At 63.8% G+C, this 19730-nt stretch carries 14 protein-coding genes and 1 pseudogene; 8 read left to right on the top strand and 7 right to left on the bottom strand.

Going from position 1 to position 19730, the window contains the following annotated elements:
• Positions 1–85: 85 nt before the first annotated feature.
• Positions 86–1030 (bottom strand): annotated as a pseudogene (locus VGH41_RS04430) (LysR family transcriptional regulator); the annotation flags it as partial.
• 401 nt (positions 1031–1431) lie between these two features.
• Between VGH41_RS04430 and VGH41_RS04435 the strand changes: the two are divergent.
• Positions 1432–1644, top strand: a complete 213-nt coding sequence (locus VGH41_RS04435) for a hypothetical protein (protein ID WP_331596126.1) — start codon at positions 1432–1434, stop codon at positions 1642–1644.
• Positions 1645–1714: 70 nt separating this feature from the next.
• Here the strand turns inward: VGH41_RS04435 and VGH41_RS04440 are convergent, their stop codons facing one another.
• Positions 1715–2335 (bottom strand): TetR/AcrR family transcriptional regulator, encoded by a 621-nt coding sequence (locus VGH41_RS04440; protein WP_331596127.1) that lies wholly within the window; start codon positions 2333–2335, stop codon positions 1715–1717.
• A 211-nt stretch (positions 2336–2546) separates the two neighbouring features.
• Between VGH41_RS04440 and VGH41_RS04445 the strand changes: the two genes are divergently transcribed.
• From VGH41_RS04445 to VGH41_RS04455, 3 genes are all read left to right on the top strand, one after another.
• Entirely contained in the window at positions 2547–3677 is a 1131-nt protein-coding gene (locus tag VGH41_RS04445; RefSeq protein ID WP_331596128.1) for an efflux RND transporter periplasmic adaptor subunit, read from the top strand.
• Entirely contained in the window at positions 3674–6799 is a 3126-nt protein-coding gene (locus VGH41_RS04450) for an efflux RND transporter permease subunit (protein ID WP_331596129.1), read from the top strand. The genes VGH41_RS04445 and VGH41_RS04450 overlap by 4 nt, the downstream gene beginning before the upstream one ends.
• A gap of 98 nt (positions 6800–6897) precedes the next feature.
• Positions 6898–8382, top strand: a complete 1485-nt coding sequence (locus tag VGH41_RS04455; protein ID WP_331596138.1) for an efflux transporter outer membrane subunit — start codon at positions 6898–6900, stop codon at positions 8380–8382.
• 83 nt (positions 8383–8465) lie between these two features.
• Here the strand turns inward: VGH41_RS04455 and VGH41_RS04460 are convergent, their stop codons facing one another.
• Positions 8466–9344, bottom strand: a complete 879-nt coding sequence (locus VGH41_RS04460) for a lipid A biosynthesis lauroyl acyltransferase (protein ID WP_331596130.1) — start codon at positions 9342–9344, stop codon at positions 8466–8468.
• Between the two features lie 417 nt (positions 9345–9761).
• A complete protein-coding gene (locus VGH41_RS04465; protein ID WP_331596131.1) occupies positions 9762–12254 on the bottom strand; it encodes a penicillin-binding protein 1A in 2493 nt (830 codons plus the stop codon).
• Positions 12255–12737: 483 nt separating this feature from the next.
• Between VGH41_RS04465 and VGH41_RS04470 the strand changes: the two genes are divergently transcribed.
• From VGH41_RS04470 to VGH41_RS04490, 4 genes are all read left to right on the top strand, one after another.
• Positions 12738–13325: a plasmid mobilization protein gene (locus tag VGH41_RS04470; protein WP_331596132.1), complete on the top strand. Its 588-nt coding sequence runs from the start codon at positions 12738–12740 to the stop codon at positions 13323–13325.
• Positions 13326–13900: 575 nt separating this feature from the next.
• Positions 13901–14581 (top strand): PspA/IM30 family protein, encoded by a 681-nt coding sequence (locus VGH41_RS04475; RefSeq protein ID WP_331596133.1) that lies wholly within the window; start codon positions 13901–13903, stop codon positions 14579–14581.
• 108 nt (positions 14582–14689) lie between these two features.
• A complete protein-coding gene (locus tag VGH41_RS04480; protein WP_331596134.1) occupies positions 14690–15862 on the top strand; it encodes a tetratricopeptide repeat protein in 1173 nt (390 codons plus the stop codon).
• Positions 15863–16191: 329 nt separating this feature from the next.
• Positions 16192–17682, top strand: a complete 1491-nt coding sequence (locus tag VGH41_RS04490) for an NAD(P)/FAD-dependent oxidoreductase (protein ID WP_331596135.1) — start codon at positions 16192–16194, stop codon at positions 17680–17682.
• 73 nt (positions 17683–17755) lie between these two features.
• Here VGH41_RS04490 and VGH41_RS04495 read toward each other — a convergent pair whose 3' ends face one another.
• The 3 genes from VGH41_RS04495 to VGH41_RS04505 all read right to left on the bottom strand — a co-directional run bounded on the left by VGH41_RS04495 (position 17756) and on the right by VGH41_RS04505 (position 19587).
• Complete coding sequence (locus VGH41_RS04495) at positions 17756–18250, bottom strand: hypothetical protein (RefSeq protein ID WP_331596136.1); 495 nt, start codon at positions 18248–18250, stop codon at positions 17756–17758.
• A 95-nt stretch (positions 18251–18345) separates the two neighbouring features.
• Positions 18346–19299 (bottom strand): SphA family protein, encoded by a 954-nt coding sequence (locus VGH41_RS04500; protein WP_414696603.1) that lies wholly within the window; start codon positions 19297–19299, stop codon positions 18346–18348.
• A 165-nt stretch (positions 19300–19464) separates the two neighbouring features.
• Positions 19465–19587: a hypothetical protein gene (locus VGH41_RS04505; RefSeq protein ID WP_331596140.1), complete on the bottom strand. Its 123-nt coding sequence runs from the start codon at positions 19585–19587 to the stop codon at positions 19465–19467.
• Positions 19588–19730: the final 143 nt, after the last annotated feature.

Here is a 19730-nt window from a genome sequence, read left to right on the forward strand (position 1 = left end):
TGCCGCGCAGCAGCGTCGCCGTGGTCGTTTCGACCTCGTCGTAGGTGGCTGGGGCCGATTCGTTCGCGGTCATCGCACGCTTGGCCTGGGCGGCACCCTGGCGATTCAGCGACTCGTCCGGAGCGCCCGGGCCCGCATGCTGACTGAAATGCTCGACCAGATGGTCGATGAAAGTGCGCACCTTGGCCGGCAGATGATGCCGGCTCGGATACGCAATCGTGACTTCGACCTGCGGCAGACGGTAGTCGCCGAGCAGGCGCATCAGCCGGCCGCTCTCCAGGTCGCCATTGATCAGATAGCTCGGCAGGATGGCGATGCCCATCCCGAGCAAGGCGAACTGCCGCAGCATTTCCGTATTGTTCGCGACGATCGCGTTGACCGGCCGCACGCGCACTTCGCTTTTGCCGTCGAGCGCGGTGAACACGCGCTCGTCGCCGCCATATTCGGACGGCAGCGACAGACTCGGATGATCCTGCAACTGTTCGGGGCGGCTGGGCGCGCCGTGCCTTGCCAGATAAGCCGGCGTGGCGCACACCGTCATATGGCCGGTGGTCAGGCGCCGCGTGACGATGCTCGCGCTGCGCATCTGGCGTGCAATCAGCACGCCGACGTCGAACCCTTCTTCGACGAGATCGACATGGCGATCGACCAGCGTGACGTCCGGCACGACGTTCGGATACCGCTGTGCATACGATTGCAGCACCGGCGCGAAATTGTGCAGCCCGAACACCACGGGCGCGACGATGCGCAGGGTACCGACCGGTTCATGATTGCGCGCTACCACCATCTGCTCGACACCTTCGAGGTCGTCGAGAATCGGGCGCACGCGCTCGAGGTAGACGCGGCCCGACTCCGTCAGCGACTGGCTGCGGGTGGTCCGGTTGAGCAACCGCGTGCCGAGGCGCTCTTCGAGGTCGGCAACGTGCCGGGTGACGACTGCGGTGGAAATACCCATCGCGCCGGCAGTGCGGGCGAAGCTGCCGAGGTCCGCCACTTTGACGAACACTCTCATCGACTGCAAATGATTCATGGAGCCACTCCTGCCTGTTCCTGCTAAGCCAACGAACGCCCGCGCGACAACACCCCTCGCACTCCGGCGACTACGCAAGCCAATGACTACAAGCGGGTGACATCGCACAGTGACGACGGACTGCGCGCCCGAAACCCGCGCTGCAAGTCGCTCGCACCAAGGCTTGCCCAACGGAATCGATTCTATAGAGCGCTCATGGCCCAATCCTGACCCGAAGATGGCAAAACGGTCAGTTTTGCTATTCAGACGGAATGGAAGCCGGACCGGGAGGATGGACGCCGGGACGACGTCGGATGAATGGCGCGCAAACTGCCGCGCTGCGACGCAACAATTTTGCGCCTGGAGGCCTAGGTGAAAACCCTAATATAAGATATCATTGCAGGCGAAAGGAAGATATCGCCATGCCACAACGTTTTCAGGTTTTCGAAAAAATCGCGTTCTCGCTAGTCGTAATGTCCGCAGTTGCGTGCTCCGGATTTATCGCGTACGAGCGTGACCCCGACGTCAAGATCGTGCTGCAAGCCGGCAAGACCGCCATGCAATGGAGCGGCGAATATTCGTTCGCCTGCGCCTCGCCGGCCGCCAATACCTGCGCCAATTTCCCGATGGACTGATCGGCTGGCAGCCGCCCGCTCAGATACCCGGGCGGCTGTCGACCCAGCCGGTCAGCCGCACGCAGCCCGCCTAGCGCGGATCGCGCCCGAACACCACGCGCGCGAAAAACCCCTCCAGCACCGACTCCGCCGCCTCGCTCGAGACGTTCTGCGGATCGACCGTGTAAAAGAACTGCACGCCGTCGCACAGTCCCATCAAACCCATCGCCAGCGTTTCCGCCGGCAGCGGCAGCGGCGTGCCCACCAGCTCCGAAAACTGGCGAATATAGGCGGCCAGCTGTTCCAGCTTCTCGTGGAGGAACGCGTTGAAGCGCACCCGGAAGCGGCCGTCGCGCACCGCCAGCAGTTTCGCCTCCACCCATAGCAGGAAGCATTTGTTCTCGCGGTGCAACTGGCTGTAGTAGGCCAGCACGCGCGCTTCCATCGCCTCGCGCGTACCTCCCTCTTCGAAGATGGCCTGTAGCCCCGCCTGCATGGTTTCGTGATCGCGGCGCAGCAATTCGAGAAACAGCTCCGGCTTGCTGCGGAAGTTCGAATAGAACGCGCCGCGCGTGTACCCGGCCGCCGCGGCAATGTCTTCGACACTGGCCGCCACGAACCCTTTCTTCATAAAAATCGCTTGCGCGGCATCGAGCAGACGCAGGCGCGTCTGGTCTTTGCTCTGTTCGCGTGTCAGTCGTTGGCGTTTCATGGCGGCAAGTTTAGCACCCGGAAATTCTGATACAACTACACATTCAGATACAGGTGTGTATTAGAATGCAACTCATCATTTGAAGCAACGGTCTGTTGTGGTCTTCGTTGCCATGTCCTGCGTCGGCCGGCCGCTGTTGCTTGCCACGATCGTTTGCCGTTTCCTGATTGGGGTCATCGTGAATCGTCCCGGTTGTCGCGCATCGCAAGTGATGCGCAAACAGTCTCATCAGCGTGCGCGCCGCGCGGCACTCGTTGTTGCGCTCGCCAGCAGCGTGCTGCTGGCTGCCTGTCATCAGCACCCCGCAGCAGCGCCGGCGCCTCGTCCAGTGGTCGCCAGCGTCGTGCATGCGGACGGCAACGCCCTCTCGGCCAGCTTGCCGGGCGAAGTGGAGGCGCGCTATTCGACGCCGCTGTCGTTCCGGATCGCCGGCAAGATCATCGAGCGGCGCGTGCGGCTCGGCGACACCGTGAAGATCGGCCAGATCGTCGCCCGTCTCGACCCGGCCGACGCGCAAAAGAACGCCGCCAGCGCCCAGGCACAACTCGATGCCGTGCAGCACGGTCTCGTCTATGCAAAGCAGCAACTGGATCGCGATCAGGCGCAGGCACGTGAAAATCTGATCTCGGCCGCGCAACTCGAACAGACCACCAACACGTACGCGTCCGCCGCGGCACAGCGCGATCAGGCCGTGCAACAGCTGGCGCTGGCGAAGAACCAGCTGCAGTACACCGACCTGGCCGCCGATCACGCGGGCGTGATCACCGCCGAACAGGCGCAGACCGGGCAGAACGTGTCGGCGGGACAAGCGGTCTACAACCTCGCGTGGAGCGGCGATATCGACGTGGTCGTCGACGTACCGGAGAGCAGTCTGGCCGCGCTGGGCGTCGGCCAGACTGCCCGGGTCACGATGGCGGCGCTGCCCGGCCGCACGTTCACCGCCCGCGTGCGCGAACTGTCGCCGGCGGCCGATCCGCAGAGCCGCACCTATCGGGCCAATCTCACGCTGCTCAATGCCGGCCCCGACGTGCGCCTCGGTATGACCGCGGATGTCGCGCTCACCCCGGGCAATTCGGCGACTGCAGCCGCGACGTCGTTCACGCTGCCCGCTACCGCCCTCTTTCACGACGGCCCGGAACCCGCCGTCTGGGTCGTGCGTCCCGGCGACGACGTGCTCGAACTGCGCCGCGTGCAGGTCGCCCGCTACGGCGAAAGGACGGTCGCCCTCTCCGCGGGCCTGAAGGACGGCGAGCGCGTCGTGCTGCAAGGCGTCCACACCGTCACCAACGGCGAAAAGGTGCACGCCATCGCGCCGCTGCATCCCGAGGATTTCGCTTCATGAGCACGACCCACGAAGAAGGACGCTTCAACCTGTCCGCGTGGGCGCTGCGGCATCAGGCGCTGGTGGTGTTTCTGATCGCTCTCGCGACCGCGTTCGGCATCCTCGCCTACACGAAGCTCGCGCAGTCCGAAGATCCGCCGTTCACGTTCCGCGTGATGGTGATCCGCACCTTCTGGCCAGGCGCCACCGCGCGTCAGGTGCAGGAGGAGGTGACCGACCGGATTGGCCGCAAACTGCAGGAAACCCCGTACATCGACTTCGTGCGCAGCTATTCACGGCCCGGCGAATCACTGATGTTCTTTACGATGAAGGACTCGGCGCCCGTCAAGGAGGTGCCGCAAACCTGGTACCAGGTGCGCAAGAAAGTGGGCGACATCACCGCCACCTTGCCGCAAGGCATTCAAGGGCCGTACTTCAACGACGAGTTCGGCGATGTCTACACCAACATCTACACGCTCGAAGGCGATGGCTTTTCTGCCGCGCAACTGCACGACTACGCGGACGAACTGCGCACGGTGCTGCTGCGTGTGCCGGGCGTGGCCAAGGTGGATTATTTCGGCGACCCCGACCAGCACATCTACATTGAAATTGCCAATACGCAATTGACGCGGCTGAACGTCTCGCCGCAGCAGATCGCGCAGGCCATCAACTCGCAGAACAGCGTGTCGCCGGCCGGCACGCTGACCACGCTGGACGACCGCGTCTTCGTGCGCCCGACCGGCCAGTTCAAGGACGTCAACGCGCTCGCCGACACGCTGATCCGCATCAACGGCCGCTCGTTCCGGCTCGGCGATATCGCCACTATCAGGCGTGGCTACGACGATCCGGTGGCCACGCAGATGCGCTACGGCGGCAAGGCGGTGCTCGGGATTGGCGTGACCATGCAGCCCGGCGGCGACGTGATCCAGCTCGGCAAGGCCCTCGACCAGCAGTCCGCCGTGCTGCGCTCGTATTTGCCGGCAGGTTTGCAGCTCGTCGAAGTCTCGAGCATGCCGCATGCGGTGGCGAAGTCGGTCGACGACTTTCTCGAAGCGGTTGCCGAAGCGATTGCCATCGTGCTGGTGGTGAGCCTCGTATCGTTGGGCGTGCGCACCGGCATGGTGGTCGTGATTGCGATTCCGGTGGTGCTCGCGGTCACGGCGCTGTGCATGTATCTGTTCGATATCGGCCTGCACAAGGTGTCGCTCGGCACGCTGGTGCTGGCGCTCGGGCTCCTCGTGGACGACGCGATCATCGCGGTCGAGATGATGTCGGTGAAGCTCGAACAGGGCTGGAACCGCACGCGCGCGGCCGCCTATGCCTACACCAGCACGGCGTTTCCGATGCTCACCGGCACGCTCGTCACCGTGTCGGGCTTCCTGCCGATCGCTCTCGCCAAATCGAGCACCGGCGAATACACGCGCTCCATTTTCGAAGTGTCGGCGATTGCCCTGATCGCCTCGTGGCTGGCCGCTGTCGTGCTGATTCCGCTGCTCGGCTATCACATGCTCCCCGAGCGCAAGCGCCAGCAACATGAGGCGCACGACTACGAGCATGACATCTACGACACGCGTTTCTATCAGCGGCTGCGCGGCTGGATCAGCTGGTGTGTCGAGCGGCGCTTCGTCGTGCTCGCCATCACCGTTGCGCTTTTCGTGGTGTCGCTGCTCGGCTTCACGCTGGTGCCGCAGCAGTTCTTTCCGAGCTCGGACCGGCCTGAGCTGCTGGTCGACGTGCGGCTACCCGAAGGCGCGTCGTTCGACGCTACGCTGCGGCAAGTGCAGCGGCTCGAAAAGGCGCTGCTTGGCCGCCCGGAGATCGATCACTCCGTGGACTTCGTCGGCACCGGCGCGCCGCGCTTTTACCTGCCGCTGGATCAGCAATTGCAGCAGCCGAATTTCGCGCAGTTCGTGATCACCGCGAAGTCGGTCAAGGAGCGCGAAAAACTCGCCCAGTGGCTCGAGCCGGAATTGCGCAATCAGTTCCCGGCGATCCGCACGCGTTTGTCACGCCTCGAAAACGGGCCGCCGGTTGGCTACCCCGTGCAGTTTCGCGTGAGCGGCGACGATATCACCACCGTGCGCTCCATTGCCGAGCGTGTCGCCGCGACGATGCGGGCAGACCGCCGCACCACCAATGTCCAGTTCGATTGGGACGAGCCCGCCGAACGTTCGGTGCGCTTCGAGATCGATCAGAAGAAGGCGCGCGAGCTGGGCGTGAGCTCGGACGACGTGTCGAGCTTCCTCGCCATGACATTGTCCGGCTACACCGTCACGCAATACCGCGAGCGCGACAAACTGATCAGCGTCGATCTGCGCGCGCCGAAAACGGAACGCGTCGACCCCGCGCAACTCATCACGCTGGCGATGCCCACGCCGAACGGTCCGGTGCCGCTCGGCACGCTAGGCCATGTGCGCTACGACCTCGAATACGGCGTGATCTGGGAACGCGACCGGCAACCGACCATCACCGTGCAGTCGGACGTCACCGCCAACGCCCAGGGCATCGACGTGACCCATAGCGTCGACAAGGCATTGAGCCAGATCCGCGCCAGCTTGCCGGTCGGCTACCGGATCGAGGTGGGCGGTTCCGTGGAAGAAAGCGGCAAGGGTCAGACGTCGATCAACGCCCAGATGCCGATCATGGTCATCGCCGTGCTCACGCTCCTGATGATCCAGCTGCAAAGCTTTGCGCGTGTCCTGATGGTGGTGCTGACCGCACCGCTCGGCTTGATCGGTGTCGTGGCCACGTTGCTTCTTTTCGGCCAGCCGTTCGGCTTTGTCGCGATGCTCGGCGTGATCGCGATGTTCGGCATCATCATGCGCAACTCGGTGATTCTGGTCGACCAGATCGAGCAGGACATCGCCGGCGGGCACAAACGTTTTGATGCGATCGTCGGCGCCACCGTGCGGCGCTTTCGCCCTATCACGCTGACCGCGGCGGCGGCGGTGCTGGCGCTGATTCCGCTGTTGCGCTCGAATTTTTTCGGACCGATGGCGACCGCGCTGATGGGCGGCATCACGAGCGCGACCGTGCTGACGCTGTTCTATCTGCCGGCGCTGTACGCAGTGTCCTTCCGGGTGCGCGGCGATGAACGCGAACCGCCCGCGCAGGCGTTGCAAGCGCCGCATTCGGGGAATTGATCATGGCGACTTCTTTGTCTGTCTTCGAACACGCGAAGCGTGCTCCCCGTACGCGGCGCGAGCGGTTTGCCGCGGCCATCACGATCAGCGGCACCGCCATGCTGCTCGCTGCCTGCTCATTCGGCCCGAACGGCAAGCCGCCGGCGATGCCCGAACCGGCTCACTACGGCGCCGAGCCACAACCCGCGCAGACGGTGCCCGCGCAGGGCGTCACGCAGCAATTCGTGGCGCATGCGCAACCGGTGCCGACGTGGTGGCGTCTCTACCAGTCCGATGCCCTGAATGCGCTGGTTGACGAAGGATTGCGCAACAGTCCGACGCTCGCCGCCACGGACAAGAGCCTGACGGCCGCCCGCGAGCAATTGCGGGCGCAGATCGGCAGTTCGATGCTGCCCAGCATCGACGCCGGCGGCCAGGCTGCGCGGCAACGCGCGCTCGCGATTCCCGAAATCGGGCCGAACACGTTTCTATACAACACGTTCGTCGGGCAACTGCAGGCGCAATACACGATCGACCTGTTCGGCGCGTCGCGCCTCGCCAATGCGGCGCTCGCCTCGCGCGTGAACGTGCAGGTGTATCAGCTGGAATCGGCGCGCCGCGCGCTGGCGGCGAATATCGTCACGGCGGCGCTCACGGCGGCGGCGCTGCATGCGCAAATCGACACCACTGAACGGCTCGTCGCGCTGGCCAACGATCAGGCGCGCGACACGTCCCGCCGCTTCGAGCTCGGTGCGGTCTCGCACGCGGATGTGTTGAGCGCACAACAAAGCGCAGCGTCGCTGTCAGCCAGTCTGCCCGGGTTGCGGCAGCAGTGGGCCACCACGCGTCATGCGCTCGCGGTCCTGATGGGCCGCACGCCCGATGCCGCGCCCGCAGACCTCGATCTGGCGCAACTTCATGTGCCCGAGCAGGTGCCGGTGGTGGTGCCGTCGGAACTGCTGCGCGCGCGCCCCGATATCCAGGCCGCTGATGCGGCGCTCAAGGCGGCGGCCGCCGAGGTGGGCGTGGCGACGGCGCAGATGTATCCGAGCCTGTCGCTGAGCGCGTCGATGGGGCAAGGCGGTTTTAGCTGGCCGGCAGCCCTCTCCGGCGCGGGCGCGATCTGGTCGATTGCCGGTTCGCTATCGCAGCCGATCTTCCATGGCGGCGCGCTGCTCGCGCAACGCCGCGCCGCGCTTGCGACCTACGATGCCGCCACCGAGCAGTACAAGCAGACGGTGCTGACGGCGTTTCAGAATGTGGCCGATTCGCTCGCGGCCCTCGAACATGACGCGCAAGCGCTGGATGCGTCGAATGTCGCTGCGCGCGCCGCGCAAGGAATTTCGGATGAGACCGCGGCGCGGTACCGGCTGGGCGCGGTGCCGGTTTCGGCGGCGCGCTCGAGCGAGCAGCAGTTCCGCAATGCGCAGCTCGACGAGATCCGCTATACGAGTGCGCGGCTTACGGATACGGCGGCGTTGTTTCAGGCCATGGGCACGCCGCCGGTGGCTGACAAGACGACGGGTTCGGCTGGAGCTTCTGACACTGCGTCGTCCGTCACTGCGCAGACAGACGGCGTCACGCGCGACCAGCAGGCACAATGAGAGTCAGGCCAGAAGCCGCGACCACGGCGCCCGCCCGCACTAGCCGGGCGCCCGCTGGTGCTTCGAGACGCTCTGCCCCCGCCTCAATACACCGCCGGCTCACCCACCGGCCGATGCTTGAAGCGCTTATGCACCCAGTAATATTGCGCCGGAATTCGCCGCACCTGCGCCTCGAGAAATTCGGTAATGCGAAGTGCGTCGCTCGATACATCGTTGGACGGAAAGTTGCTTAGCTGTTCGAAGATAGTCAGCTTGTAGCCACGATAGTCCGGCAGGACTTCGGTGATGAACGGCACCACGCGCGCGTTGCTCGCCTTTGCGAGGCGCGAGACCGAAGTAAGCGTGCACGCGGGCACACCAAAAAACGGCACGAACACCGAGTCACGCAAACCGAAATCCATGTCCGCCGCCAGCATCACCGGCTTGCCGTCGCGCAGCACGCGCAACGCACGCCGCACGCTGTCGCCGCGCGGAATCATCTCGGTGCCGAAGCGGGCGCGCTGGCGCCGCGCCATCGCATCCATCAACGCGTTCGACATGGGCGTGTACAACGACGCAACCGGATGTCGCGTCGAATACATCATGCAGCCGGCTTCGATCCCGACAAAGTGAAAGCCGACGAAAATCGTCGGCTGGGTATTGGCCTCGCTGAGATCGATTGCGCTCTCCACTTCCACCAGCCGCGAGATCGCACTTGCATTACCGAACCATTGCGGCCCACGCTCGACGTAGCTACGAATCACATGGCAGAAATGCGCGCGCGCGAGCCGCTCGCGATCGTCGTCGCTCATGTCGGGGAAGCACAGCTTCAGATTGGTATGCACGACCCGGCGCCGCGAGCTGGGAATGCGGTACAACAGCGCGCCCAGCCCGCTGCCGAAGCGCGCGACGACGCCGTACGGCAGGAATGCGAAGACGCGCAGCAGTCCTGTCATCAGACAGATGAGTATTCGACTTTTCACGGAAATCCCGGTTGAGTGCTGTGTGGCAAATCCTTCGCCGCTGCTCCCATGAACAGATGGACGAAGTGACTGGCGCGCGCGTCGAAACCGGGTAGCGCGCTGCGCTTAAGACGGGAAACAGGCCCGCTCGCGATACGCGCGAGATGGAGGGGTGAGTGAGGCCGGCTGGAATCTTATACCGCTTTTACCTGATGAGGCCCGACCGGTAAAAGCAACATCATTACATTTGATCACACCGTAACTGAGGGGAAGCTGAAGCGGTGTGAAATAGATGGCGCGCGCTTTTACAGAAGCGCGCGAAGATGGCGGGATCGAGCGCGGGCGCTTATGGAAGACCACCGGGAGACGCGGCAGAAACGCCTCAAACAGCAGAAGCGGCGCGTCCCGGTCGTTGCGACCCGGGACGCGCCCGCAGCATTACGGCTTGTTCGATTCGAAGAGGTCCATGATCTGCTGCTTCTCGCCCGACGAAACGTTCGGCGGCGGCGCCGGCGGCGTCATGCCCGCGGGACCCACACCGCCCACCGCGTCGCTGGCGCCCGCCAGCGGATTGGCCGAGTCGAGGCCGATGCTGGCGACGAAGCCGTTACCCGGCGTCACGTCCTTGTAAAACAGCTCGCCGTCGACCTGGGTCACGGTGTCGGGCATGTCGGGTTCGGCCTGCGGCACGCCACGCAAGGCGCGCTGCATGTAGTCCACCCAGATCGGCAACGCAAGCTGCGCGCCGAATTCACGGCTGCCGAGGCTCTTCGGCTGGTCGTAGCCCATCCACGCGACCGCCACGAGCGACTGCTGATACCCCGCAAACCAGCCGTCCTTGGCGTCGTTCGTGGTACCCGTCTTGCCCTGCAGGTCGGAACGATGCAGCACGTTGGTGCCCGCGCCCGTGCCCGCCGTCGCCACCGAGTGCAACAGGCTGTTCATGATGTAGGCGTTGCGCGGGTCGATGGTGCGCGGTGCATCGCGCCCCGCCGTCAACGGCTGGGCTTTCGAAATCGGCTGGCCGTGCGCGTCGGTCACTTCGCTGATCAGGTAAGGATTGATCCGGTAGCCGCCGTTGGCAAAGACCGAATACGCCCCGGCCGATTGCAGCGGCGTCACCAGTCCCGCACCCAGCGCCATCGGCAGATACGGCGGCGTCTTATCGGCGTCGAAACCGAAGCGCTGCGTCACGAAATCCTGGGCGTATCTGGTGCCGATGAACGACAGGATCCGGATCGACACGAGATTCTTCGACTTCTGCAGCGCGAGGCGCATCGGCATCGGACCGTCCGGCTGGTCGTCGTCCTTCGGCTCCCAGGCGTCGCCGCCCGGCGTGCTCGGCGGGAAATAAAGCGGCGCGTCGTTGATGATCGTCGCCGGTCCGAGGCCCTTGTCGAGCGCGGCCGAATAGATGAACGGCTTGAAGCTCGAACCCGGCTGACGCCACGCTTGCGTCACGTGGTTGAACTTGTTCTTGTTGAAGTCGAAGCCGCCGATCAGCGCGCGAATCGCGCCGTCCTGCGGCGTGAGCGACACCAGCGCGCCCTCCACCTGCGGCAATTGCGTGATCTGCCAGTTGCCCTGGTCGTCGGCCGCAAGGCGGATGATCGAACCCGGCTTGATGCGCTGCGCCGCGGTGGCGCGCGGGCTCAGCGCGGTGGCGACGAAGCGCAAGCCGTCGCCGCTGATGGTGGCCTGCGTGCCGTCGACGAACTGTGCCTGCACCTCTTTCGGACTCGCCGAGGTCACCACCGCCGCGACGATTTCGCCGTTGTCCGGGTGATCGGTCAGCGCGTCGTCGATGGCCTGGTCGCGATCGTCGCCGGGCGCCGGCAATTCCACGAAACCTTCCGGTCCGCGATAGCCGTGACGGCGCTCGTAATCCATCACGCCCTTGCGCACCGAGTGATACGCGGCGTCCTGATCCGCGGAATCGATCGTGGTGATCACGTTCAGGCCGCGCGTATACGTCTCGTCCTTGTATTGCGCGTACATCATCTGACGGACCATTTCCGCGACGTATTCAGCGTGCACGCTGTACTCGTTGCCCGGATTCTTGGTGTGAATCTCTTCCTTGACGGCCGCGTCGTACTGATCCTGCGAGATGTACCTCAGATCGAGCATGCGCTTCAGGATGTATTCCTGACGGATCTTCGCGCGCTTCGGATTGACGACCGGGTTATACGCGGACGGCGCCTTCGGCAAGCCGGCCAGCATCGCGCATTCCGCGAGCGACAGGTCCTTCAGATCCTTGCCGAAATACACCCGTGCCGCGGCGGAGAAGCCGTACGCGCGCTCGCCCAGATAGATCTGATTCATGTACAGCTCGAGAATCTGATCCTTGGTCAGCGCGCGTTCGATCTTGTACGCGAGTAGCATTTCATAGACTTTACGCGTGTAGGTCTTTTCGCTTGACAGGAAGAAGTTGCGCGCCACCTGCATGGTGATGGTGCTCGCCCCTTGCGAAGCGCCGCCGTGCAGCAGGTCGGCCGAGCCGGCCCGCAGAATGCCGACGAAGTCGACGCCGCCATGCTCATAGAAGCGATAGTCTTCGATCGCGAGCACGGCCTTCTTCATCTGGTCCGGAATGTCCTGGAAGCGCACGAGATTGCGGCGCTCTTCGCCGAATTCGCCGATCAGCACGTGATCCGCCGTGTAAACGCGCAACGGCACCTTCGGACGGTAGTCCGTGAGCGCGTCGAGCGACGGCAATTGCGGCCCCATCACGACCAGCGCATAACCGAGGATCAGCGCGCCGACGACCAGAATGGTCGCGATCAGGCCGACGAAGGTGAGCGCAATGCGCGCACCGAGCGAACGGCCGGCGCTTTCGCGCGCAGCGTCATTGCGTCCTGGATTGCGGTGATAAGGGTCCCGGTCTTCACCACCCGGAGAACTTGAGGATTGCGGTCGTTTGATGATTGGCATACTCGAATAATTGGCGCATCACTCCACGCCTGTCTGCAGGCGGCGAATTCCACCACGCGGCCCGACGCCCCGGCGGCCACTCGGCGCGCCCGGGAGGGTGCAGCCTGGACGGGGCCGGCCAGAGGGAAGATGCCCCGCGCAGAGAGCGCCCCGCACAAAGGGCGCCCCGCGCAACGTAACAGCGCATTTTAAAGAAATCAAGCGCGGCCCAAGGCAGTTTTTTTGTAAGAATTCCCTCGAAATGGTTCCCTGACCGGTGCGAAAGCCCCATTACATGGCGTGCCCTAGTTATCAACAGAAGATGTTGAAAGGCCTGTGGACAAGCCCCCCGTAAAGCCGACAAGCCTTTGATGTCACGGGATTTTCATGCGGCGCCCGTTTCGCAGCGGCGCAACTCGCCTTATGATGGACTGTCGCGCCGCGATTCGGCGCGGCCGCGCGCCATAATCAGCCGTTCGACGCCAACAAGTACGCGAGCAGACAATGAACAAGCCCAGCGAACGCATCGTCGTCTTCGTGACACCCGCCCAGAAACGCGCCATTGCCGCGAGCGCGGAACAACTCGGCATCAGCGTCAGCGAACTGATGCGGCGCGCGGTGCTGAGCTTCGGCGCCACCAGCGAACCGGTTAAAGCGGCGAGCATCGTCGACCGGCTGCGCGCCCCGCGCGAGCCGGACGCGCTCAACGAAGCGCTGCAACGGGTGGCGAACGGCACGCGCCATGCCCCGGCCGCACTTCCCGCCGTAGCGAAGAAAAACGCGGCTGCGGCAAAGCCCGCGGACGCCCGGCCGGCAAGCGAACCCCTGCTACCCGCCGACGTGCTCGCCGCACTCGTGCGCACGCCCGAAGAAGAGGAAGCGATTGCCGAAGCCGAAGTGGTCGCGCGCGTCACCGCGGCCGAGGCCGCGACATTTGCGCGCTCGGCCGACGCCGGCAACGCAAAAGCCACAAAAGATGCAGAACTGCCCGCCATCCAGCCCGTGCTGCGGCGGCGCGTGCGTATCGACACCCCGCGCGATGAAGACGACTCGCGCAGCGATCCGACCGCTGAGGATGGACGCTTCGCTTGACGGCGTGCAGCAGCCGCGCGACAGGTTGCGCACGCATCAACCGCGCACGACGCTTTCGGCATTGAAAGGTCACGCGCATACCAACGGCCGCGCAACATGCTGCGTGCGACACATTCGCGCACGGCTGCAATGAAGGCCCTGTGCCTTTCCCGATCCATCGGCGCGGTGCGTGCGTGCATTTGCGAAACATGCACGCAGGCACGCCTCGTCGCCGCAGTTTCATCCGCTTGGACGCATTGCGCGCCGCTGTTCACGAAGCTTGAAATATTGCGCGAGCCAATCGGCACACCTGCCGCTTGAAACGCTCAGGAAGCACACCCTTAAGACGTTTTTAAGAGATGCCGTGGTGTAATATCCGCCAGCAACTGAGGCCCTGGCTGCCCGCTTTGCGCGCGGACCTCCGAACGTCATCTGGCAGCCGGACAATTTGCGGCGCCGCTCTTGCAATTGGCAAGCGTGCCCCGATTTGCGCACCGGTTACCTGGGCAATGCAGCACGCAGCGGCGTAAACTAGTGGTCACACGCGGTTAAGTGCGCCAGGTACTCAGCGCCGATTTCATTCTACGGAGGTATTCATGTCGCTATTTGACAGCATCTCGCGCACGCTCAAAGGTCTCCTGAACGACGCGGCCGATTCGGTACAGGATCCGTCGCGCGACTCGCGCCAGATCGTACGCGAACTCGACGAAAGCATCGCCAAGGCGGAGAACTCGCTGATCGAGATTCAGGCGCAGGTCGCCACCCAGCAAAGCAAGCGCGACGTTGCCGCCGACAAGGCGAGGAAATACGAAGACGGCGCGAAGCGCGCACTGCAATCGGGCGACGAAGCGCTCGCCCGCGAAGCGCTCGGTGCACAAGCGACGGCCGAAGCCGAACGCGATGCACTGGCGAAGGAACTGACTACGCTGGAGCCGTCGGTTGCGCAGCTCAAGAGCCAGATCGACGACATGCGTACGCGCCGCAACGACCTCAACGCGCGCTCGAACATCCTGCAAGCCAAGCAGCAGATCGCACAGGCGAAGGACGTCGCGGCTACAGCGCTGGGCGGCATTGGCGGCAAGAACCTGTCGGAAGATTTTCAGAAGCTGGAAGACAAGGTGGCCTTGTCGAATGCCCGTTCGGACGCCCGCCTGAATTCCGCCGACGTGAAAAGCGGTAAGGCGCTCGACGACAAGCTGGCCGACCTGAACCGTGGCCCGTCGGTCGACGATCGTCTCGAAGCATTGAAGAAGCAGTTGAACACGCCGGCGCAGTAACACTGCAGTACACCGGCTGTGACGCAGCGCCGGCTATCGCGCGGCGTTGCGTGTCACAGCGGAGAATCGATTGCCATGGAGACGGGCGTAAAACCGTCCGGTCGATAGATGAAAAAACTTTTCGCAGCGGCGTTCGCGTCGCTGATGCTGGTGTCCGCCGCGGCCTTCGCCGTGCCGACCGTCCAGCAGATCGAATCCGCAATGGCGCAGGGCAACTGGCAGCAAGCCGACGCAGGCTTGAGCGAAGTGCTGCAGGCGCATCCGAACAACGCGCGTGCGCACTATCTGTACAGCCAGGTGCTGGATCGCGAAGGCCGCTCTGCCGATGCACTCGCGCAAATCCAGCAGGCCAAGACGCTCGATCCGCAAATCGGCTTCACCGACGCCACCCGCTTCGCGCAGACCGAGGCGCGCATCCGCCGTGACGCGGAACGTGGCGGCGCGGCCGCGGGCCACACCAGCAATCCGTTCGCGCAACAGAATGGCGACTCCATGCAGCAGCAGTCCGCGATGGTACCGCAAGCACCGCAACATCACGGCCCGTCAATGGGCATGTGGATCGGCATCGTGGTGCTGATCGGCGCGATTGCACTGGTGCTGCGCTGGACACTGCGCCGCGCCCGTACCCAGGATGATTCGAAGGCCGACGACGATCGCCGCAGCCAGCTCAAACGCGCCACGGACCTGCTGAACGCGGTGCGTTCGCTGAAGCTCGACGTGCGGCTTTCCACGCTGCCGGGTCATGAGGCGCTGGTAAAGGAAGTCGAAGGCACGGAAGACCAGTTGCGCGGCGTGGTCGAGGCGTTGTCGAACGGCAAGAATCCGTTGCCGCCGTATCAGCTCGACGAACTGGAACAACGCGTCGCCAGCCTGAAGGCGCGTGCCGAAGGACGGCCCGATCCGGCTGCGGCTGCGGCCGCCGGTGCCAGCTCGAGCGATTCGGCCTATGCGCGCGAAGCGGAACGTTTCGGTAATCCGCCGCAAGCGCCCTATCCTTATCCGCCGCAACAACCGCCGCAGGTCATCGTTCAGCAAGGCGGCGGGTTCGGTAGCGGCATGGGCGGCCTGCTGACCGGCGTGCTGCTCGGCGAGGCGCTCAATTCGGGCCGTGAACGCGAAGTCATCGTCGACGACGAAACGCGTCGCCGCGGCGGTGGTGACAACAGCGGCAATGACGGTGGCGGCCTCGACTTCGGCCAGGGGTCGAACAACTGGGACGACGGCAATGGCGGCGGGGTCGATATGGGCAGCGACGACTCCGGCGGCTGGAACGATACCTGAGCCGGATCGTTACGCGCCCTGCTCGCCGCGAGCGCCGGCCAGTGCAGTACTATCATGCACGTAGGAGCAGGCATAAGCAGGCTCCGTTCATCACGGAGCCTGCTTTTTTATGCGCTTGCGAAAAGCGGCTTTCGCTGTGGCTGCGCAAGCACCTGCGCCCCCGCAAACCGCCTGATGACGAACCGCTCGGCGTAATCGATCAGCGCCTCACGGTGCGCGGCGTTGCCGATGTATTCGTGCGACAGGTGGAACAGTTGTCTACTCTGCGCGGTACAGCGTAGACAACTGTAGACGTTCATTCACCTTCCTGCTTTGGAACCGTAAGCCTTATGCCGACGCCCGCGCCTGCTACGCCACGTATCGCCATTATCGGCAGCGGTTTTTCCGGTATCGGCATGGCTATCCGGCTGCGGCAAATGGGACTCGAGTCGTTCACGATCTACGAGGCGGCGGGCGAAATCGGCGGCACCTGGCGCGACAACACCTACCCGGGTGCCGCCTGCGACGTGCCCTCGCATCTGTATTCGTTTTCATTCGAGCCGAAGCCCGACTGGTCGCGTGCATTCGGCCAGCAAGCCGAGATTCTGGACTATCTGAAGCACTGCGTACGCAAGTACGGCATCGCGCCGTTCGTGCGCTGCCACGCGCGCATCGCGGCGGCACGCTTCGATGAAGCGGCGCAGGTCTGGCAGCTGGAGATCGGGCATGACGGTGCGGCAACACGGCGCGAAACGGTCGAAGCCGATATTGTGATCGCCGCGAGCGGGCCGCTCTCGCGGCCGGCCCTGCCGCAGATCGCAGGACTCGAAAGCTTCGCAGGCAAGCTGTTCCACTCGGCGCGCTGGGACCATGACTATCCGCTCGACGGCAAGCGCGTCGCGGTGATCGGCACCGGCGCGAGCGCGATCCAGTTCGTGCCGCGCATTCAGCCGCGCGTCGCGCATCTGAAGTTGTTTCAACGCACCGCGCCGTGGATCATGCCAAGGCCCGATAAACCCGTTAGCCCGCGCGAACAATGGCTGTTCCGGCATCTGCCGTTCACGCAGCGCTTCGTGCGCAGCGCGATCTACTGGCAACTGGAATCGCGCGCCGTCGCCTTCGTGGTCAATCCGAAGCTGACGAAGTATCCGATGAAATTCGGCCTCAGCTATCTGGAGCGGCGCGTGAAAGATCCGGCACTGCGTGCGCGCCTCACGCCGAACTACCGGCTTGGCTGCAAGCGCGTGCTGCTTTCGAGCGACTACTATCCCGCGCTCGGCCAGCCGAACGTCGAGGTCGTGACGAACGGTATTCGTGAGATTGTCGCTGACGGCATCGTCACCGTGGACGGCGTGCATCATCCGGTCGACACGATCATTTGCGGCACCGGCTTTCACGTCAACGAGATCGGCGCGCCGTTCGAGGTTACTGGCCTCGGCGACGCGAACCTGAGTGCGATGTGGCTGCGCGATGGGCCGCAAGCCTATCTCGGCACCAGCATTGCGAACTTCCCGAACTTCTTCATGATGGCCGGCCCCAACACCGGGCTCGGCCACAACTCGATGATCTACATGATCGAATCGCAGATGCAATACATAGCCGACTGCCTGCGTGAACTGCGCCGGCGCGGCGCTCGCACCATGAATCTGCGCGCTGACGTGCAGCAGGCGTTCAACGCGCGTCTGCAACACGACATGCAGCGCACGGTATGGACGAGCGGCTGCCATAGCTACTATCAGACGAGGAGTGGCAAGGTCACTGCCATCTGGCCGGGTTTCACCTTCAGTTTCCGCAAGCTCACCCGGCGCGTGCGCGCACACGAATACCAGTTCGGGAACTGACGTTCTCCGTTTGCCAGGCATTCCTTTTCAAAGACTGCCTGCTCGCAAAATCCGCGCCGCTGACACAGGCGCTTTAGTACTGATTTAACGGCGGAAGCGCGGGTTTTTCATTGCGCTTCTTGCGTGCGGCTCGGGCTGCGCGCCGCAATGCGTCTTGCGTGGCGCGAGATTGAAGGGGCGGCGTGTGCGAAGCATCGCCGTAATGCATGTTGAGCGCGTCACGTAATGGTTCGATGCCTCCGGTAGCGGACGCATCGAGCGCGTCCAGTCGCGCTGGATGATCGAATTCCGCGCTTCTATCCATCCAGCGGTACAGCGCCGGAATTACCCGCGGCAATGCATGCTCGCGCATTGCGCGGCGCAGTTCGCGCCAGGCAGGCGCGGGACCTTCGGCGTAACGCCGCTTCGCTTTGCAAACGGCGCGCCGTGCGCGCCGATACACAGCGACCCACCACGGATACGCCCACACCAACGCCAGCGCGCATACCAGCAGGAGGCACACCATCGCGACCTGCTCGCGATCGATCACGATGATCCGGTGCGCCGCGCCTCGGGACAACGTATCCACGGGAATCTCGAAGAGCGGTTTCTCCGCTGCCGGGGCGGCCGAAACGGTCAGCGCCGGCAACATTACCGATGGTTCATGGGCAGCGGCGACTAGCCTCAAAAGGCGATGGTTGCGCTTCCCATCACCGTGGGGGTGCTCGACAGGCGGTTCTTGCTCGCGATGGTCGGCACCCAGCGCAGGCCGAGGCTCAGCGGTGTTTTGCCGGCGATCTTGGTGTCGTAGGTCACGATGGGGCCGATCGACCAGTCGTAACCGCGAAAGCCGTTGAGCCTGTCGGCGGTCGGCCCGCTGTCGTTGCCGATCTGCTGCACCGTGCCCACGATGAGGCCCACGCTGACCCCGTGGCTGAGGTGTTTGAGCGCCATCAGGTCGAGCGTGAAGAGCGGCGCGTTCTGGTAGTTCGTCGCGGCGTTGCGCGTGTAGAACTGGACGCCTGCGGTCGCGTCGAATTCCATGCCGAGCGACGGCACGATGCTGGTGTACGCAACGGTGGGAATGAAAGTCCAGTTATTCAGACTGACGTTGGCGATGTCACTCGGATCGTATTTTCCTGAGGGCGCCCAGATGTTGACACTCAACGAAACGTGATCGGTTTTCGAAAAGTGATATCCGGCGATGATCGGCGCGAACGTCAGGTCGAACAGGCCTGAGGCGTTCTGCTGGATGCTGCCGACGCGGTTGCCGACACCGAGCGCGGCGCTTGCGCTCGTCCACGCATACGGCAGCGTGAAGCTCGACGCGAAGTTCCACGGTCCGGGGCCGGTGTCCCAGACCTTGAGCAGCGTGGCGAGCGTGAACGAGACTTTGGCGTCGAGGCCCAGGGTGGTTTTTCCGGCGACCGGCACAGAGCGGCTCGAGCTGATGGAGCCGTCGAAGTAGATTTCGGACAGGTTGACGAACCAGTCAGGTTCGGGTGGAACGACGCCGGCATCGGGGTTGACGCTGGTGCCTGAAATGGGACGACCGAGTGCGCCTTCGGTGGCGTGGGTTGCGAGCGGCAGGCCTAGCGTGGCCATGAAAACAGAAGCACCGAACATTCGCTTGAGCATGTTTCTGTCCTCCCGAACAGTTTACGTCGCCTTGCGAGTTCAAAACTGCTTATGCGGTGGCCAGACACGCGCCAATTCGTCTTCAGGATCGTAACCCTTACGGATTCCTACAGCTAGTAGTGTTGTTAGAAATTGACGGCTCGCCGCCGTTTGCAACAAGCGGTTTTAGCCGCCTCCCAGCAGGCGTAGGACGTCCCACAGGAATTTGATTGCCAGCAGGATGAGCTCCCACAACTGGTATAGCTGTTGCCAGCCTGCCAGGCTGGTGAGGGATTCGATGATGTTCACTTATTTCATTTTGGCTTGATGAGGTGTGGGGATTTTTTTTGCCTGCGCGTTTGGGTCGGAGTGCCTGGTTTTTTGGGTGTTGCTTGATTTGCTTCTGGTTTGTTGGGGTTGGGTTTTGGTTGTTTGCCTGCGGTGCTGTTTGC

This window comes from Paraburkholderia sp., assembly GCF_036488795.1.
Classification (GTDB): Bacteria; Pseudomonadota; Gammaproteobacteria; order Burkholderiales; family Burkholderiaceae; genus Paraburkholderia.

Coding starts and splice junctions, on each gene's coding strand:
- VGH41_RS04465 (WP_331596131.1), bottom strand. CDS start 12,254: ATGCCAATCATCAAACGACCGCAATCCTCAAGTTCTCCGGGTGGTGAA.
- VGH41_RS04480 (WP_331596134.1), top strand. CDS start 14,690: ATGAAAAAACTTTTCGCAGCGGCGTTCGCGTCGCTGATGCTGGTGTCC.
- VGH41_RS04500 (WP_414696603.1), bottom strand. CDS start 19,299: ATGCTCAAGCGAATGTTCGGTGCTTCTGTTTTCATGGCCACGCTAGGC.
- VGH41_RS04450 (WP_331596129.1), top strand. CDS start 3,674: ATGAGCACGACCCACGAAGAAGGACGCTTCAACCTGTCCGCGTGGGCG.
- VGH41_RS04455 (WP_331596138.1), top strand. CDS start 6,898: ATGCTGCTCGCTGCCTGCTCATTCGGCCCGAACGGCAAGCCGCCGGCG.
- VGH41_RS04435 (WP_331596126.1), top strand. CDS start 1,432: ATGCCACAACGTTTTCAGGTTTTCGAAAAAATCGCGTTCTCGCTAGTC.
- VGH41_RS04445 (WP_331596128.1), top strand. CDS start 2,547: ATGCGCAAACAGTCTCATCAGCGTGCGCGCCGCGCGGCACTCGTTGTT.
- VGH41_RS04490 (WP_331596135.1), top strand. CDS start 16,192: ATGCCGACGCCCGCGCCTGCTACGCCACGTATCGCCATTATCGGCAGC.
- VGH41_RS04470 (WP_331596132.1), top strand. CDS start 12,738: ATGAACAAGCCCAGCGAACGCATCGTCGTCTTCGTGACACCCGCCCAG.
- VGH41_RS04440 (WP_331596127.1), bottom strand. CDS start 2,335: ATGAAACGCCAACGACTGACACGCGAACAGAGCAAAGACCAGACGCGC.
- VGH41_RS04475 (WP_331596133.1), top strand. CDS start 13,901: ATGTCGCTATTTGACAGCATCTCGCGCACGCTCAAAGGTCTCCTGAAC.